The organism is Ignavibacteriales bacterium (assembly GCA_016700155.1).
Classification (GTDB): domain Bacteria; phylum Bacteroidota; class Ignavibacteria; order Ignavibacteriales; family Ignavibacteriaceae.
In genome coordinates, this window is record CP065001.1 from 4,511,183 (window position 1) to 4,528,278 (window position 17,096).

15 protein-coding genes are annotated in these 17,096 nt (G+C 37.1%); all 15 read left to right on the plus strand.

Annotation, left to right across the window (positions count from 1 at the left end):
- Positions 1–70 precede the first annotated feature (70 nt).
- The 15 genes from IPM56_19030 (at position 71) to IPM56_19100 (ending at position 17,073) form a co-directional block, all read left to right on the plus strand.
- On the plus strand, positions 71–1,213 hold the full coding sequence (locus IPM56_19030) for a hypothetical protein (GenBank protein ID QQS36305.1): 1,143 nt from the start codon (positions 71–73) through the stop codon (positions 1,211–1,213).
- Positions 1,214–1,220: 7 nt separating this feature from the next.
- Entirely contained in the window at positions 1,221–1,751 is a 531-nt protein-coding gene (locus tag IPM56_19035) for a hypothetical protein (GenBank protein ID QQS36306.1), read from the plus strand.
- 300 nt (positions 1,752–2,051) lie between these two features.
- Positions 2,052–3,317 (plus strand): transferase, encoded by a 1,266-nt coding sequence (locus IPM56_19040; protein ID QQS36307.1) that lies wholly within the window; start codon positions 2,052–2,054, stop codon positions 3,315–3,317.
- Entirely contained in the window at positions 3,317–4,681 is a 1,365-nt protein-coding gene (gene rsmB, locus IPM56_19045; protein QQS36308.1) for a 16S rRNA (cytosine(967)-C(5))-methyltransferase RsmB, read from the plus strand. The genes IPM56_19040 and rsmB overlap by 1 nt, the downstream gene beginning before the upstream one ends.
- Before the next feature lie 88 nt (positions 4,682–4,769).
- Positions 4,770–5,636 carry a DUF4115 domain-containing protein gene (locus IPM56_19050; protein QQS36309.1) on the plus strand — a complete coding sequence of 289 codons (867 nt, stop codon included), beginning with the start codon at positions 4,770–4,772 and terminating at the stop codon, positions 5,634–5,636.
- Between the two features lie 5 nt (positions 5,637–5,641).
- Complete coding sequence (ligA, locus tag IPM56_19055; GenBank protein QQS36310.1) at positions 5,642–7,669, plus strand: NAD-dependent DNA ligase LigA; 2,028 nt, start codon at positions 5,642–5,644, stop codon at positions 7,667–7,669.
- Positions 7,669–8,199, plus strand: a complete 531-nt coding sequence (locus tag IPM56_19060; protein ID QQS36311.1) for a hypothetical protein — start codon at positions 7,669–7,671, stop codon at positions 8,197–8,199. Before ligA ends, IPM56_19060 begins: the two co-directional genes overlap by 1 nt.
- Positions 8,200–8,209: 10 nt before the next feature.
- Entirely contained in the window at positions 8,210–8,557 is a 348-nt protein-coding gene (locus IPM56_19065) for an STAS domain-containing protein (GenBank protein QQS36312.1), read from the plus strand.
- Positions 8,558–8,566: 9 nt separating this feature from the next.
- Positions 8,567–10,021, plus strand: coding sequence for a sodium:solute symporter (locus tag IPM56_19070; protein QQS36313.1), 1,455 nt, complete (start codon positions 8,567–8,569; stop codon positions 10,019–10,021).
- A 9-nt stretch (positions 10,022–10,030) separates the two neighbouring features.
- Positions 10,031–10,414 (plus strand): VOC family protein, encoded by a 384-nt coding sequence (locus IPM56_19075; protein QQS36314.1) that lies wholly within the window; start codon positions 10,031–10,033, stop codon positions 10,412–10,414.
- A 20-nt stretch (positions 10,415–10,434) separates the two neighbouring features.
- Positions 10,435–12,165, plus strand: a complete 1,731-nt coding sequence (locus IPM56_19080; GenBank protein QQS36315.1) for a Na+:solute symporter — start codon at positions 10,435–10,437, stop codon at positions 12,163–12,165.
- Between the two features lie 134 nt (positions 12,166–12,299).
- Positions 12,300–14,504 (plus strand): HDIG domain-containing protein, encoded by a 2,205-nt coding sequence (locus IPM56_19085; GenBank protein ID QQS36316.1) that lies wholly within the window; start codon positions 12,300–12,302, stop codon positions 14,502–14,504.
- Positions 14,501–15,391 (plus strand): site-specific tyrosine recombinase XerD, encoded by an 891-nt coding sequence (gene xerD, locus IPM56_19090; protein QQS36317.1) that lies wholly within the window; start codon positions 14,501–14,503, stop codon positions 15,389–15,391. The genes IPM56_19085 and xerD overlap by 4 nt, the downstream gene beginning before the upstream one ends.
- Before the next feature lie 3 nt (positions 15,392–15,394).
- Positions 15,395–16,045, plus strand: coding sequence for a site-2 protease family protein (locus tag IPM56_19095; GenBank protein QQS36318.1), 651 nt, complete (start codon positions 15,395–15,397; stop codon positions 16,043–16,045).
- On the plus strand, positions 16,042–17,073 hold the full coding sequence (locus IPM56_19100; GenBank protein ID QQS36319.1) for a hypothetical protein: 1,032 nt from the start codon (positions 16,042–16,044) through the stop codon (positions 17,071–17,073). Before IPM56_19095 ends, IPM56_19100 begins: the two co-directional genes overlap by 4 nt.
- Positions 17,074–17,096 lie beyond the last annotated feature (23 nt).

The window sequence follows — 17,096 nt, forward strand, 5'->3', positions numbered from 1 at the left end:
TTAATTTGATTGAACTCACAAATAATTATAAGTTAGTATAAGAATAATTTAATTTATTCATGGGGTTAATATGATTAGTAAAACTTTTTTAAATAAATCCTTTCAAAGCTCGCACTTCAATTATCTTACAAATTTCTCAAATCTTTATTTGAACAGGTATTCGCTTACATTTTGTTTATTAGTATTCCTTATAAATGCAAGTTGCGATAAAAATCCAACCGGAACTGGTGATAATATCGGACCCGGAAGCAGAAACTATACATGGTTTATTGATACGATTAGCTCAAACAGCATTCAGAACTTTTTGTCTCATATTTGGGGGAACTCACCAAATGATATTTGGATTTGTGGTTTTGATGCTAATAATGTTACATCGATATACCGTTTTAATGGAGTAAATTGGTATCCGGAATTAAGTGTTCCGCCCACTCATTTTTTGAAAACTTATAATGGGGTTTCAGGAATAGATTCAAATAGTATAATTTTTGCCGGCGGGGCAGAATATATTAATACTAACCCACCCCCTGATTTCCTGGATAGTGCACTTATTGTTAAGTCAGTAAACCAAAATTGGGAGATCACTGTAATTTCAGAAACATTTAGCCTTTATTCATTGTGCGTTATTTCTCCTTCAGATATCTGGGCGGGAGATCGAAAAGGTAATATGATCCATTATAATGGGGTGGACTGGAGTAAAATCAGCCTTACTGGTGAAAATGTTTTTTTAAATCAAATTGAAGCATTAAGTGATAATGATATTTATTGTAATGGTCACCTGGAAAGAAAAATAGGACAAAACGATTTCTATAGTGTCGATTTCCTATTTCACTACGATGGAAATAATTGGACAGTAGTTGACTCAAATGTTACTTCAGCTAATTTTAATCGGGAATCATATCCAACCTTTATCAAAAACATAGATGGGAAATTGTATGGCAGTATGGAAAATTCCATAGTTAAAAAAGTAGGTGATGTGTGGGAACCTATAGGGCTAGGTTTTTTTGGTCAAATTAATGGAACTGACGACAACAATATTTTTCTGGGCAATCAATATTTTGGAGTTTTGCATTACAACGGAAAAGATTGGTTTACATTTTATGAACTCCCGAAATTATATTATTCAGGGATTGTTGTTTTTGATCGATATGTATTTCTGATCGCATCTGATGGTTATAAATCAATTGTTGTTAGAGGAATCTTAAACGGAGGATAATAGAAATTTGTTTAAGATATTCTCAATATCTAAGATCAATTCAATTGGAATAACTTTTTTACTGATTTCAAATTCTTTATTTGCATTTACATCCTCAGAATTTAGATATTCAGACTCCACAGCTATTGATAGTTCCATTTGGGGACTTCAGATAGGTTACTTCCCGAACTACAATAAGTTTTTTGCTTCGGCTGGAATTTCTGTGTTCGCCTTTAATGAACTTATTTTGCCCGATGAAATTCACACTACTTACTACTATAACGTAATGTGGGCTCCGGGCAAACCGACAGATTACACCGATTTGGGAGGAGGTGGATCAATAGGTATTTGTAAAAACTACTGCCTCAAAAATAACTCTGATAAAATCATCATCAGGGCTGGGGCAGGATATGCTACTTATGGTATCTCTGGTTTATTGATGATTGATTATTCCACTTCGATCGGTGAACTACTCTCCCTGACATTCTCTTTGAGTCAACAAATCGCCGGGTTCAGAAAATTTCTTCCGGTATACATAAGTATAGGAATTAGTTACTGATCATAATTCTGATATTGATGACTTCTTTCATCATCTGCAACAAACTACTTTGTCATAGAATTCTAAGCCTGTTATAGTCCCAAAGTCTGTCCTAATACTGTCATTCCGATGGCGCTGCCATTCGGAATCTGGGCTTGCGGTTTAGTGTTAAATCAGATGCTGAAATAAATTCAGCATGACAGTTTGATATTACTTGCACTGGCTCCCTAACAATGACAGCACGTAACCCCTTATTTCCCCTAAGATTCTTTACTCAAAAAATATTAAATTGTCTCAAAGAAATAATAAAAGAATAATTCATTGCAGATTTGTTTATTTGAGGACAAACTCACCGATAATTTTTATCCGCTAGCTTTATCAAGACCGGTTTATGATTTAGTCTGCGGTACAAAAACTATTCGTGAAAAAATCTTTTCAATATTTTCGGGACACAAACTTTTGCTTCATTGCAGGGAGTATCTGAAGCCTTTAGTGTCGACGCAAAATTCCTCTGTCCCTGTTAATCAAATAGTTGATGATGAATGCCTTTTCATAAATGGTCGATTGATAAATGCCAAAGGGTTTTTTGATAGTGAAGTATTGAAACAGAAAGAAGATATAATCTTCACGTCAAAAGGGAATATAGCCGGGGCAAAACTTTCAGGTAAAAATCTTGAATCAATAAAATCTCAGTTTAATGATGTGCTTAACTTTGATTTGTTGAACAACATAAAAACTATCGAAGTTGATGTTCTTCTCGCACAGTATCTCTGGGATTTGATCCGTTTCAACAAAGATGAAATCGAAAATGACTTTGCAGTTCTTTATGATGAAAAGAAAAAATCCGGGGAAGAAAAAATAAAAGGAAAAGTTTATAACGGAGTTCATCTTCTTTCCCCCGATAATATAATCATAGAAGAAGGCGCAATAATAAAACCGGGATGCGTGATTGATGCTTCAATTGGTCCGGTTATAATTGATAAAAATGCTTATCTGTATCCTAATGTTGTCATCGAGGGTCCCGTTTACATCGGTGAGAATTCAAAAATTAAAGCCGGCGCATTTATTTACGATGGTGTAAGCATCTGCAGTGTATGCAAAGTCGGCGGCGAAGTAGAGGCATCCATCATTATGTCATTCTCAAACAAACAGCACGCTGGATTTTTAGGACACGCATTCATCGGCAGTTGGTGTAATCTCGGCGCTGATACAAATAACAGTGATTTGAAAAACAATTACAGCAACGTAAAAGTAAATCTTAACGGAAAAGAAATTGACAGCGGAATGCAGTTCCTCGGTTTGATAATGGGTGATCACTCAAAAACAGCTATCAATACAATGTTCAACACGGGAACAGTTACCGGATTTTCGTGTAATATTTTTGATTCGGGATTTCCTCCGAAATTAATTCCATCGTTTATGTGGGGCGGTTCACAATCACTATCAACTTACGATCTTAATAAAAGTATTGAAGTCGCGAAAAAAGTTTTCGCAAGAAGGACAAAAGAATTTTCAATTGAAGATGAAAAACTATTCAGAATAATTTTTGATAAAACAGCAGAGTTAAGGAACAGGTTAAAAAAATAATGTCGCAGTTTGAAGAACACACAGTTAAAGATTTATACGAAGGCGTCAGAGGTCTTGCAGTAAAAATATTAAACCGGGTTGAACGTACAGACGCTTACCTTGAAAAATTATTGGACAATGAATTAAGAAATTCCGAACTGAACGGTCAGGATAAAGCATTACTTTATGAAATAGTTCACGGTGTCGTAAGATGGATGGGACGGCTTGACTGGATACTCAACGGTTTTTATAAGGGACAATTTTCAAAAGCAATCCCTAATCTTAAAAACGGGTTGCGCGTTGCTTTGTACCAGATATTGTTCCTTGATAAAATCCCCGATCACGCAGCCGTTAATGAAGCAGTTGAGTTTGTAAAAAAACTCCAGGGACAAAAACCCGCTGATCTTACTAACGCAATTTTACGCAACATAATACGCAGTAAAAACGGGATACGTTATCCTGATCCGCAGGAAGATCTGCCCGGTTATATATGTGCATTTTACTCTCATCCTTCGTGGATGGTTAAAAGATACATTGAAAGATTCGGAAGGGAGAATACTGAAAAACTCCTCGCGGCTAATAATGAAAAACCATATCTGACGCTTAGAGTGAACCAACTTAAAGTCAGACCGGAAGAGTTCGGTGCATTATTAAATTCTGTTAATTTAAAATATCACCAGGGAAAATATCTCCCTGAATTTTTTAAACTCCAGAATCTTACCAACATAACCGCGTGGGATGTTTTCACAAAAGGTTACTTTAATATTCAGGATGAAAGTGCTGGTTTAGCCTGCAGACTTCTCGACGTACAACCAGGCATGCGTGTACTGGATATGTGCACAGCCCCTGGCGGAAAGGTTGCATACCTTGCAAACCTTATGCAGGATAAAGGCGAGATAGTCGCTATAGACCGTTATCAGAGCAGGATGGATCTTGTTCAAAAAAATCTTGACAGGCTGGAAGTAAGATGCGTCAGCGCTTTAGAAATGAATGCACTTGATTACGAAGGCGAATTATTTGACCGCATACTTGCAGATGTGCCCTGCTCAGGAACCGGAACACTTTCCAAAAAACCAGATATCAAATGGAAAAAAGATCTGCTTGATCTTCGGAAGATGAAAGAACTGCAGATGCAACTGCTTGAGAAAGCTGCCTCGTTAGTTAAAACAGGAGGTTGTGTTGTTTACAGTACCTGCTCTATCGAGCCGGAAGAAAATTTTGAAATCGTAAAAGAATTTCTTTCGAAACATCCTGAGTTTAAATTTGAATCTGCTGCCGGTAAATTTGCGCCCGAATTAATTGATGACAATGGATGTATTCAAACTCTTCCGCATTTGCATCAGATGGACGGAGCCTTTGCAGCAAAGCTTATACGCGTTGAATAATAAATTTTATTTTATCTATTTAATAAAAACTTATATTTTTACTGCAGGCAAGTATTAAACTAAATCATAAATAAAAAGTATTGGTATCATGCTTGATAAATTTGCTGAAGAGCTGAGAAACTCCAGACAATCAGCCGATATTTCACTGCAGCAAATGGCTGCAAAAACACGTATCGATATAAAATTCCTTGAAGCACTTGATGCGGGAGATTTTTCATTCCTTCCTGAACTTTATGTAAAAGCTTTTTTAAAAGAGTACGCCGCTGTTGTCGGACTCGATGCGGGTGAAACTATCAGGAAATATGAGCTGGCAAAACAGGGAATCGATTTTGATGCCGCCGTACAACCCGTAAAAGAAGAACAGCAGGCTGTCAAAAACACTATTACGTTAGAGCAGCCGAAACCAAAACCCGTACAATCATTTGATGGTGTTCAAAAGCCAGAATCACCAGCCGATAAAGAAAAACAAGCGAGACAAAAAAATATTATTCTTCTTTCAGTGGTAGGCGGAGCTGTAGTAATTCTTATTTTACTTTTCCTTTTTGTTTTCAGATCTTCTGATGAAATAATTGTCCCTGAAAAACCTTTTGAAGAAGTGATTGATTCAGGAACTTCACGTTACGAAGAAGTGCCGACTGGAACCGTACTTGACAGCGCTGGTAATCTGATCACCGCGCAAGACAGTTTATCATTGCAGATATTGACGACAGATACTTCCTGGGTTAAAATTATTTATGATGATAAACGAGCGGAAGATTTTATTCTATTCCCCAACTCTCAAAAGAACCTGGTTACCGGAAATAATTTTAAAATCACTTTAGGTAATGCAGGCGGGATACAATTCAAACTTAATAATGAACTATTAAACTTTTCCGGAAAAGCAAAAACCGTTGCACATGTTATGATCGATTCTGAAGGATTAAAAACTTTATCTTCACCTCCTGAGCTGGATTAATCTTCATGCAGAAAAAAGCTGAACAGAGGATAAAAGAACTTCGTGACCAGATTTCGGCACACGACTACAAATACTATATCTTAGCCGAACCGGTTATCAGCGATCAGGAGTACGATTTTCTTTATAAAGAGCTTGAAAAACTTGAATCGGAAAATCCGCAGTATGTTACTGCGGATTCTCCCACGCAGAGAGTAGGAAAAGATCTTACAAAAGAATTTAAACCGGTTACACATAAAGTTCCGATGTTAAGTCTGGCGAATACTTACAGTGAAGAGGAACTTTTTGATTTTGACAGAAGGGTAAAAGAAGGTCTGCCCGCTTCAGAAAAAGTTGAGTATGTAGTTGAATTAAAAATAGACGGCGCCTCAGTCAGTATTAATTATAAGGACGGTATGCTGAACACCGCTGCGACACGTGGTGATGGAACTGTTGGTGAAGAAATTACGGTTAACGCTAAAACAATACGTTCCATTCCAATCAGGCTAAATAAACCTTCATCAATAAAGTACAGACTGAATGATTTTGAAGTACGCGGCGAAATATTTATGAGGCTTTCTGACTTTCAGAAGCTGAACGAACGACAGCAGGAAAAAGGCGAAAAGTTATTTGCCAATCCGCGTAACTCAACCGCCGGTTCTCTTAAATTACAGGACCCCAGAATTGTTGCTCAAAGAAAGCTGAACATATTTTGTTATTCAATGATAAGTATTGAAGAAGAATTTAAATCACAATCTGAAAATCTTGAAATACTGAAGCAGCTTGGTTTTAATGTCAACCCTGAATTCAAAGTTTGCAAATCGATGAATGAAGTGCTCGAAGTTTGTAAAGCGTTTGAAGAAAAACGTGAATCACTTCGGTATGAAATTGATGGTGCGGTTATAAAAGTAAATTCTGTAAAGCAGCAGAAGGTGCTTGGCAGTATTGCCAAATCACCGCGCTGGGCAGTTGCGTTCAAGTTTAAAGCACGCCAGGCATTTACTACAATCAATAAAATTACATGGCAGGTTGGCAGGACAGGAGCCGTTACTCCTGTTGCGGAACTTGAACCGGTATTTTTATCAGGCTCAACAATAAGCAGGGCAACACTTCATAACTTTGATGAGATTACCAGAAAAGATATTCGTGAAGGAGATACGGTTGTAATTGAAAAAGGCGGCGATGTAATTCCAAAAGTTGTTTCAGTTGTTTTGGAGAAAAGGAAAAAGAACAGTAAGCCAACACAGCCTCCTCAAAAATGTCCGGTGTGCAGTTCAGCATTATTCAAACCCGAAAATGAAGTTGCTTACTACTGTGATAATTCAGGCTGTTCAGCACAGGTTAAAGGAAAGATCGCACATTTTGCTGCACGCGGGGCAATGGATATCGAAGGACTTGGTGAAGCACTGATAAATCTTTTTGTTGATATGGGAATTCTTTCTACTTATGCGGATATATATGACTTAAAAAAGAAACGAAATGAATTAATCAACATTGAACGGCTTGGTGAAAAAAGTGTGGATAATCTTTTAGAAGCAATTGAAGAAAGTAAGAAACAGCCATACTCCAAAACTCTTTTTGCTCTCGGCATAAGGTATGTCGGCTCAGGTGCTGCAAAAAAACTTACAGATCATTTTCTATCGATACATGAACTAATGAATGCAACGGAAGAAGAGGTATCATCCGTTCACGAGATAGGACCAAGCATAAGCAGCAGCATTAAAGATTTTTTCTCAAACAAAAAAAATGCTGAACTGGTTAAACGATTGAGTGAACATGGACTTATATTTAAGTCGGAAAAGAAAAAAATTGAGGATAATTTCTTTAAAGGGAAATCATTTGTGCTTACAGGAACACTGGAAAAATTTTCACGTGAAGAAGCGGGAGATAAGATTCTTCTTTTAGGAGGGAAAACATCATCCGGTGTAAGTAAAAAAACAGACTACCTGATTGCCGGCGAGAGCGCGGGCTCAAAACTGACTAAAGCAAATGAACTTGGTGTAAAAATTCTCAATGAAAAAGAATTCCTTAAATTGCTTGAGGAAGCAGGCGGATAATGATAGAGATTATTAAAGATAAAATAGCCGGGTTTGTAGTTTCAGGAAAACTTAAAGAGCATGAGAACAATCTGCAGTCGTTCTTTAATGTGTTCTCAAAGTCATTTACATATTTTGTTGTTATGCCGGAAGATGAAAGTGATTTTAATCATTCGTTTGAAGTTTTAAACTATCTTGACTCAAATCGCAAAACCCCGATCGCATTTACTTATGAATTCAAGGTAAGTCTGCTGCCTCAAAAATTCAGAGCGCGTGCAGTTGGATATAAAATATCTGATATGAACAAACTTAAACTTCCGTCTCATTCTCTTATAAAGAAACTTAAAGACTTAAACTTTAATGTTGTGCTCGATCTTAACAGGAAAGAAAGCATATTTAACAGCTATGCGGCAAATCTGGTCAAATCTCCGGTTAGAATCGGGTACAGGAAGAATAATTCGGATAAATACTATAACCTGCAGTTTAACATAGAAGAAACCGATCCTCAAATTTCTTATAAAAAATTGTTAAATTGCCTTCAAATGTTTTAAAGGTTAACTAATGAATTTTGAAATAAAACGGATAGACGACATAACAATATTCAAGCTGAACGAAAAACGTTTGGATACAAATATCTCGGGGCTTGTTAAAGGAGAATTCACACTGCTTTTAAAAGTTGAAGGGATCAATAAATTAGTACTTGATCTGAGTGAAGTGGAAACCTGCGACAGTTCCGGGTTAAGCGCTATACTTGTTGCCAACAGAATAATCAACACCACCGGCGGAAGTATGCGAATAGCTTCACCATCCGAAAAAGTTTATTCACTTATTAAGATAACACAGCTTGATAGGGTACTTCCGGTTTGTGAAACTGTTGAAGAAGCGTTCCAGGAATTAAATAAAGAATAATTTATTTTTTTGGAAGACCGCACCGTTGACTATATTATCATTATAGCCTACTTAACGGGCATTGCTTTCTACGGAATCAAATCAGGCGGCAGACAAAAATCAGTAAAAGAATATTTCCTTGGTGCTGAAAAAATTCCCTGGTGGGTAATTTGTTTTTCAATTGTCGCCGCTGAAACAAGTACCTTGACGTTCATTTCAATTCCCGGTCTTGCATATCTGACAAACCTTAATTTCCTACAGCTTACTTTCGGATATTTATTGGGACGAATAATCATCTCGATATTTTTTCTTCCTGCATTTTATAAAGGCGAGCTTAAAACAGCTTATACATTTCTTGAAACCAGGTTCGGGAGTAAAGCAAGATCTACTGCCTCCATCACTTTTATGTTCACCCGAATTGCTGCTGACGGTGTGAGACTTTTTGCCACAGCAATTCCTTTAAAACTTATGCTTGATATAAGTTATCCGGTTGCGATTGTTATCATTGCCATAGTCGCATTGATATACACTTACACCGGCGGGATAAGAAGTATTATCTGGGTCGATGCGGTTCAAATGCTGATCTATCTGGGCGGTGCTATAACAGCATGCATTTATCTGGTAAATCTTATTCCGGGAAACATTTCAGAAATTATTGTTAGAAATGATGTCGCATCAAAGCTGAACTTTATCGAATGGGGTTTTGGGGATTCTATTGCTTCCTTCTTTTCAAAACCTTATACATTTATCGGAGGTATTATTGGCGGGGCTTTTTTATCTATGGCTTCACACGGAACAGATCAATTAATAGTTCAAAGAGTTTTAGCTGCAAATAAATTATCCAGCAGCCGGAAAGCTTTGGTTGGCAGCGGTGTAATTGTCATCATACAGTTTTTTATTTTTCTTGTCACGGGAGTTTTGTTGTACGCGTTATTCGGTGTGACGTCAATGAAGTCAGATGAAGTGTTCCCTCATTTCATTTTGACAAGTCTTCCATCCGGGATAAGCGGGATCATAATCGCCGGATTATTTGCAGCAGCTATGTCAACGCTTGCGGGATCTATGTCTTCTCTTTCATCATCATTTATGATGGATATTTTTTTACCGCTGAAAAAATCACTGATAGATGAGGACAAGAAATTATCTTTATCACGGGTTGCAACAATTCTGTTTGGATGTCTGCTTATACTGTCCGCCCTGATCTTTATGGGATCATCAAAAGCGGTTGTGGAAATAGCATTAAGTATTGCTTCTTTCACGTATGGCGGACTGCTTGGCTTGTTTCTATTGGGCTTATTCAACAAAAAAATTAATCAGGATGCAGCACTCGTTGCATTTTTTACTGCACTTGGAGTAATGATTTTTATAATAACTGGAAAATACGTTGCCTGGACATGGTTCACATTCATCGGGGTAGTTATTACATTGTCTGTCGGATATGTTCTTTCTTTATTTCAATCAACTCAAAATCAAACTAATAAATAAGAGGAACCAATGAGTACAAAAGTTGAAACCGGTTCTGTTACATGGAACGATCTTACTGTTGAAAATGCAGAGGAAGTCCGTGAGTTTTATTCGAAAGTGGTTGGATGGAAATATGAAGAAGTAAAGATGGGAAACTACAGCGACTTTAGTATGCTTACTCCATCAGAAGGAAAAGCTGTTGCGGGAATTTGTCATGCACGTGGAGTAAATGCAGGACTGCCGCCACAATGGCTGATTTATATAACAGTTGATGATATAGAGAAATCAATAAAAAACTGTATTGAGCTTGGCGGTTCATTAATTGCAGGACCTAAGAATATGGGTGAGCAGGGACGTTATTGTGTCATCAAAGATCCGGCAGGCGCTGTTGCTGCGCTGTTCCAGTTTTTATAAAAAGAAATAGTCGGAGTTTTATGGAGATCATCGATTACCTTATCCTGATAATTTATTTTATTCTGTCAATCAGTATTGCTCTGTATTATTCCAAAAGATCCGGAAAGAGTACAGATGAATTTTTTCTCTCCGGCAGAAAATTACCCTGGTACCTTGCCGGGTTATCTATGGTTGCAACCACTTTTGCCGCCGATACTCCATTAGCTGTTACGGAACTTGTCGCAAAAAACGGAATTGCGGGTAACTGGCTCTGGTGGAATTTTGCTTTCGGAGGATTGCTTACCGTTTTCTTTTTTGCCAGGCTTTGGCGGAGAGCCGGAATTATGACTGAAGCGGAGTTTGCTGAGATAAGGTATTCAGGAAAACCCGGAAGATTTTTAAGAGGATTCCGCGCGCTTTATCTCGGTTTGTTCATCAACCTTGTAATAATGGGTTGGGTTAATAAAGCTATGGCATCAATACTTCATGGAATGTTCGGGGTTCCGGAATCTGAAGTTCTTTTTTATGTATTCGGATGTATGCTTCTTGTCGCGGTCTATTCTGCTTTATCAGGATTATGGGGAGTTGTTGTAACCGATTCTATCCAGTTTTTTATTGCGATGACTGGATGTATAATATTAGCGGTGATAGTTGTGTCGTCAGATCAGGTTGGCGGGATTAGCGGTCTGCAGCAAAAACTCGCCCCGGAAGTTTTTAATTTTTTTCCTGTGATAAGCGTTGAGAATATCAGTGGAACATTCGCATTGACTGCTGCATCATTTCTTGCTTATGTAGGAATAATCTGGTGGGCATCGTGGTATCCCGGTGCTGAACCTGGCGGCGGAGGATATGTTGCACAAAGAATGATGTCTGCTAAAAATGAAAAGCATTCGCTTATGGCTACGTTGTTATTTCAGGTTGCACATTATGCTGTTCGTCCCTGGCCTTGGATCTTGGTTGGAATTTCAAGCCTGGTACTTTATCCAGAATTAAGTGGTGATCAAAAAGGTCTTGGTTTTATATATGCGATGAAAGATTTTTTACCAGCCGGGTTAAAGGGTCTGCTTGTCGCCGCGTTCTTTGCTGCTTATATGAGCACGATAGCCACGCAGCTAAACTGGGGAACTTCATACATAATAAATGATTTTTACAGAAGATTCATTAACAGGAATTCTGAAGAAAAAAAATATGTTGGTGCCGCACGAATCGTTACTGTGTTATTGATGGCACTTTCAATTATAGTAACATTGTTCATAAAAGAGATTTCAGGAGCCTGGCAGTTTTTAATGGAATGCGGTGCCGGACTTGGACTGGTTTTAATTCTCCGCTGGTACTGGTGGCGTATAAATGCTTGGTCAGAAATTTCAGCGATGATAACTCCGTTCATTGTTTATTATATACTTCAGGTAAGCGGCGTACAATTTCCGTATACACTTTTTTATCTGGTTATCATTACAACAATAGTATGGATTGCAGTAACCTTCCTGACAAAACCTGTTGATAGTGAAGTGTTATTTTCTTTTTACAGAAAAATTCATCCCGGTGGAATTTTATGGAAGAAAATATCAGATCAACTTCCTGATGTTAAGAGCGATCAAGGTATCAGCAGATCATTTGTAAACTGGATTTTAGGAGTAATCCTTGTTTATTCAATTTTGTTTGGAACAGGTTATCTCATACTTGGAAACATTAATTCGCTACTGATAAGTGTAGCTGCTGCTCTTTTGTGCGGAGCAGTAATCTACAGGAACATAATGAAATTAGAAGCCTGACTTACAATATCAATAATTACTTTATGACAAATATTCTGACTGAAACTAAGAATAAAAAAAAGTAAATTGTGCAGGGAAGTATTGCAAACAATAGGAAGTATGTTAAATAATTCCAGGTTTATAATCGAACAACAATGACACACGAAAAACCATCACGATTCAGAGAGAGCCTAAGGATAAAACTGCTTATCGGACTTAGTGCAGTTGTTATCATGGTTTTATTGTTTCCTAAAGGTGAATCAATTGAATTTGAAGTCACCGAAGGAACTATCTGGATACACGATGATCTTATTGCCCCTTTCAGTTTTGCAATACTTAAAGATCCGAATCTTTACCGCAGTGAACTTAATGAAGCTGCCCAAAGTGTTTATCCAATTTATGTAGATGACCAGCAGATATATACAGACATTATTGATTCACTTCATTCCTACAATGAATATTTATTAAAAGTTGTTGACAGCGGTTTAATTAGTGATTCGCTTGAGAACCCGACATTTCTCAGCTCGGAGTCTTTCAGGAAACTAAAAGAAATGAGAATAGCGGAGCGCGGTCTTTTGCAGCGACGCGAATTAAGTATTTCAAATCTTCTTGAAACACTCGAGACCATTCTAAAAAATCTTTATGATGAGGGAGTACTCAACTCGACAAATAATCTTAATGGCACTGACAGCATTGCAGTACGGAGCGGCAACATCGACAGGATTGAGCCGGTCTCGAAATTTCATACTCTCGAAAATGTTCGTGGTTTAATTGAAGTAAGAATAAACAGAAGAAATTATCCTTCAGATGTGGAAGCACTATTAATCGAATACGCAGTACATTTTATAGTTCCTAATATTGTGTTCAATGAACAGCTAACTAACGAAGAAATTGAACAGGCAAAAGCGAATGTTTCGCAGTACAGCGGTATCGTAAATGAAAATGAAAGAATAGTTGCAAAACATGACCGCGTTACAAAAGATACTCGTCTTAAAATTGAATCGTACAAAAGAGCAAAAGGTGAAAAGATAGGGGAGGAAGGATTTGTACTTCAGTTAGTTGGTAAGTTCATTCATGTTTCATTTCTTATATCACTGCTTACTATATATTTATTCCTTTTCAGGAAGAAAATATTCTATGATAATCAGAAGATAATTCTCATCTCAATAATTTTTGTATTCCTTTCTTTCATAACATATCTGACTAACCAGATTAATGTAAAAGCTCCTGTACAACTATTGATATTCATACCGGCAGCATCTATGCTGCTTACAATTATTTTTGATTCAAGAGTTGGTTTTTATTCAACCGTAATATTAGCATTGATAACCGGTGCGTTAAGAGGAAATGATTATACATTTACAGTTATGAATTTGTTTGCAGGAGCGTTATCGGTTTATACAGTCCGGGATATAAAGAACAGATCGCAAATCTTCAGATCACTATTATTTATACTTGTCGGGTACGTTATATCAATTCTTGCTTTTGGCTTTGAAAGGTTTGCTTCCGCAGAAACTTTGCTGATTGAAATAGCATTTGCCGCTTCAAACGCGTTGATAAGTCCTGTGCTTACTTACGGTTTATTAATTTTCTTTGAGCGGTCATTCAGAATCACAACTGACCTTACACTGCTTGAACTTTCAAATTTTGACAGACCCCTTCTTAAAGAACTTGCCCGAAAAGCCCCCGGTACTTTTAATCATTCTATGACTATGGGAACTATTGCAGAAACTGCGGCAGAAAAAGTCGGCGCAAACCCGCTGCTGACACGTGTCGGTGCATACTATCATGACATCGGAAAAACTATCACGCCGCAAAATTTTGTTGAGAATCAGTTGAACAATCAAAATGTGCATGAAAACCTTACTCCGGAGGAAAGTGTAAAGCTGATTATCCGCCATGTTGAAGAAGGTATGGCGCTTGCAAAGGAAAATAATCTTCCAAAAGAAATAATCGATTTCATACCTATGCACCATGGAACAACTACAATCTCTTTTTTCTATGACAAAGCAAGAAAGATGTATGGCGATGAGAAGGTTAATATAAATAACTATAAGTATCCGGGTCCTAAACCGTCATCAAAAGAAACTGCGATAATAATGCTTGCTGATGGTTGTGAATCTGCTGTACGTTCTATTGATAATCCTGATCCTGTAAGAGTGGAGAATGTGATTGACAATATTATTAATTCAAGAATTGAAGAAGGTCAGCTTGACGATTCACCCATTACTTTCAGTGATATAACAAAATTAAAGGAAGCGTTTAAAAGTATTTTGCTTGGTCAGCATCACCGCCGTATACGCTACCCAAAACAGGATGAGATTGAAAAAGGAACAGAAGCCGACAAAGAGAATACATGACCATCTTTTTAAAAGAATATCTTTCTGTACTAAGACTTGAAAAGAATCTTTCAGAAAATACAGTTACCTCCTACTCAAATGATATCACCACACTATTAAATTATCTTGATGAAAAAAGAGTAACTGACCTTTCAGAAATAACGGATAAACATCTCAGGCAGTTTTTTGAATTATTATACGATATCGGTTTAAGCAGTACTTCTGCCGCAAGATACTATTCATCAATAAAAGGATTTCTGAAATATTTATTCAACAGCGGTTATATAAAACAAAATCCAATAGAAAAAATCACTCCTCCAAAACTCGCAAAGAATTTACCTCAGGTACTGACGGTTGCCGAGGTTGAATCAGTTTTATCAAAACCCGATACAGGTGAAAAGCTCGGGCTAAGAGATAAAGCAGTATTGGAGTTGCTGTATGCCTGCGGGCTTCGTGTTTCAGAACTTATCAATATTAAAATTTCCGATTTATTTTTTAATGACGAAATCATACGTGTATTGGGCAAAGGCTCAAAAGAAAGACTTGTGCCCATCGGAAGCAGTGCGGTAAACTGGATAAATGAGTATATGAAAACAAGCCGTCCGCAGCTTTCAAAAAAATCTTTAAGCGGAAATTTCCTTTTCCTTAATTCGCGCGGCACAAAATTATCCAGGATGGGAATATGGAAAATTGTCGACAGGTATCTGAATGAAGCCGCTATTCATAAAGATGTACATCCGCATACATTCAGACATAGTTTTGCTACGCATTTACTGGAAGGCGGAGCAGATCTGAGAGCCGTTCAGGAAATGCTCGGACATTCTGATATCTCAACTACACAAATTTATACTCACATTGATCGTGAGTATATCAAACAGGTTCATAAACAATTTCATCCAAGAGGTTAAAACTTGCCATCAATTGAAGTAAGTGAAAAGTTAATTTCTTTTTTGACATTCCTCCCTGTGTTTTTTATTTCTATTGCTGTACATGAATATGCCCATGCGTTTGCTGCGCACAAATACGGAGACAATACCGCAAAGGATTCCGGCAGGCTGACGCTTAATCCATTCAAACATCTTGATATAGTCGGTTCAGTAATTATGCCGCTCGCTTCATTTGCTACGGGAATTGCTTTAATCGGCTGGGCAAAGCCAGTTCCCGTCAACAGGAATAATTTTAAAAATATTTTGAGAGATGATGCTGTTGTTTCATTCGCAGGTCCTTTAAGCAATTTTATTCTTGCTGTTATTTTATTTGGAGTTTTTCTGATTGTATTCAATTCAACTGTTGCGGGAGTTTATGTTATTAACTTTTTGTGGTACGGTGTATTCCTGAATATTTTTTTGTGTTTGTTCAACCTGCTTCCAATACCGCCGCTTGATGGCTCACATATCCTGTTTGATCTGTTCCCTAATAAAATAACTGCGGGGCTTCTTAATCTTGGGCTATATGGTTCAATAATACTTTTGATTTTTATTTACAGTCCATTGTGGAATTATTTTTTTTCTGTTGTTAACTGGGTATTAAATGGTTTCCTCTCTGTTGGAGGAATACGTTGACTTCTAAACTTATAAATAGTTTAGCTTTTCTGTTCTTGATAATATTTTCTTCCTGTGAAAAGAGCCCTGATACAAATGAGTTTGTTAATGACCCGGATTCAATCGGACTGAGCAGTTTTCTTTTTGTCGGGATAATTGGTGAGACTCCTTCTCTTTACAAATACGATTTTGAAACCGGTAAGTATAAAAAGTTCTGGTACAAACCAAGAGAGAATGTGATTGAGTATTCGGTTTCACCGGATTTTAAAAAAGCGTTTTTCTTTTCTGCCCTTTCAATTGAAGAAGGAGGCTCGCTGCCTTTAATACGTAAGGTAAAATTATATCTTGCTGACCTGACAACATTTGAAGTTAAACACATAAAAAACTATGGCAACGTAGGCCAGGTAATTACAAGCTGGGAAGATGAAAATACCTTTAAGGTTATCCTGAATTCATTTGATATAATTGTTGCAACTGAGTTAAATCAAACCACTCAGCTTTATAATAGTTTTGGAAAACTCCTGATTGATGAATCAAAAACATTTGATATTATTAAAGACGGATTTCCATCACCGCTAAAAAATAAAAAATATTTTGAATCGCCCTCGGGTAGGTTTAAGGTTACTCCTGATGATAATAAAATGACTTTAGTTCTTAATGACTTAAAAACAAACCAGGTGGATGAATTCGGCAGCGATTCACTTTTCAATCATCAGGTAAGTTTTAATCCAAATGAAAAATTTTTAATTGCAAACTTTTTTTCAGAAAGCGATTTGATGTTAAGCAGAAGTCCCGAACCAGTTGATACATCATCAATAATTGTCTACTCACTTTCAAATAAAAAATTACAAAGAGAGTGGAAAGGCAGCGGTCCCAAAAATTTTTTTGCTGCGGGTGATTATCTCGTTTTTGATGATGGCATAAAAAATACATCATCAATAATAATTTATAATCTGGGTGAAGATAAAATTGTAACCACCATTAAAGTCAACAGCGGCTGTGGTATAAAAAATATTCCCGGGGTTACTATTTATGATGTTGTGGATTAATCTTTGATGAATCTGCCGAATGT

Excerpts from the sequence above, each read along its gene's own strand:
- rsmB (QQS36308.1), top strand. The coding sequence starts at position 3,317 with ATGTCGCAGTTTGAAGAACACACAGTTAAAGATTTATACGAAGGCGTC.
- IPM56_19050 (QQS36309.1), top strand. The coding sequence starts at position 4,770 with ATGCTTGATAAATTTGCTGAAGAGCTGAGAAACTCCAGACAATCAGCC.
- IPM56_19030 (QQS36305.1), top strand. The coding sequence starts at position 71 with ATGATTAGTAAAACTTTTTTAAATAAATCCTTTCAAAGCTCGCACTTC.
- IPM56_19075 (QQS36314.1), top strand. The coding sequence starts at position 10,031 with ATGAGTACAAAAGTTGAAACCGGTTCTGTTACATGGAACGATCTTACT.
- IPM56_19060 (QQS36311.1), top strand. The coding sequence starts at position 7,669 with ATGATAGAGATTATTAAAGATAAAATAGCCGGGTTTGTAGTTTCAGGA.
- IPM56_19065 (QQS36312.1), top strand. The coding sequence starts at position 8,210 with ATGAATTTTGAAATAAAACGGATAGACGACATAACAATATTCAAGCTG.
- ligA (QQS36310.1), top strand. The coding sequence starts at position 5,642 with ATGCAGAAAAAAGCTGAACAGAGGATAAAAGAACTTCGTGACCAGATT.
- xerD (QQS36317.1), top strand. The coding sequence starts at position 14,501 with ATGACCATCTTTTTAAAAGAATATCTTTCTGTACTAAGACTTGAAAAG.
- IPM56_19080 (QQS36315.1), top strand. The coding sequence starts at position 10,435 with ATGGAGATCATCGATTACCTTATCCTGATAATTTATTTTATTCTGTCA.
- IPM56_19085 (QQS36316.1), top strand. The coding sequence starts at position 12,300 with ATGACACACGAAAAACCATCACGATTCAGAGAGAGCCTAAGGATAAAA.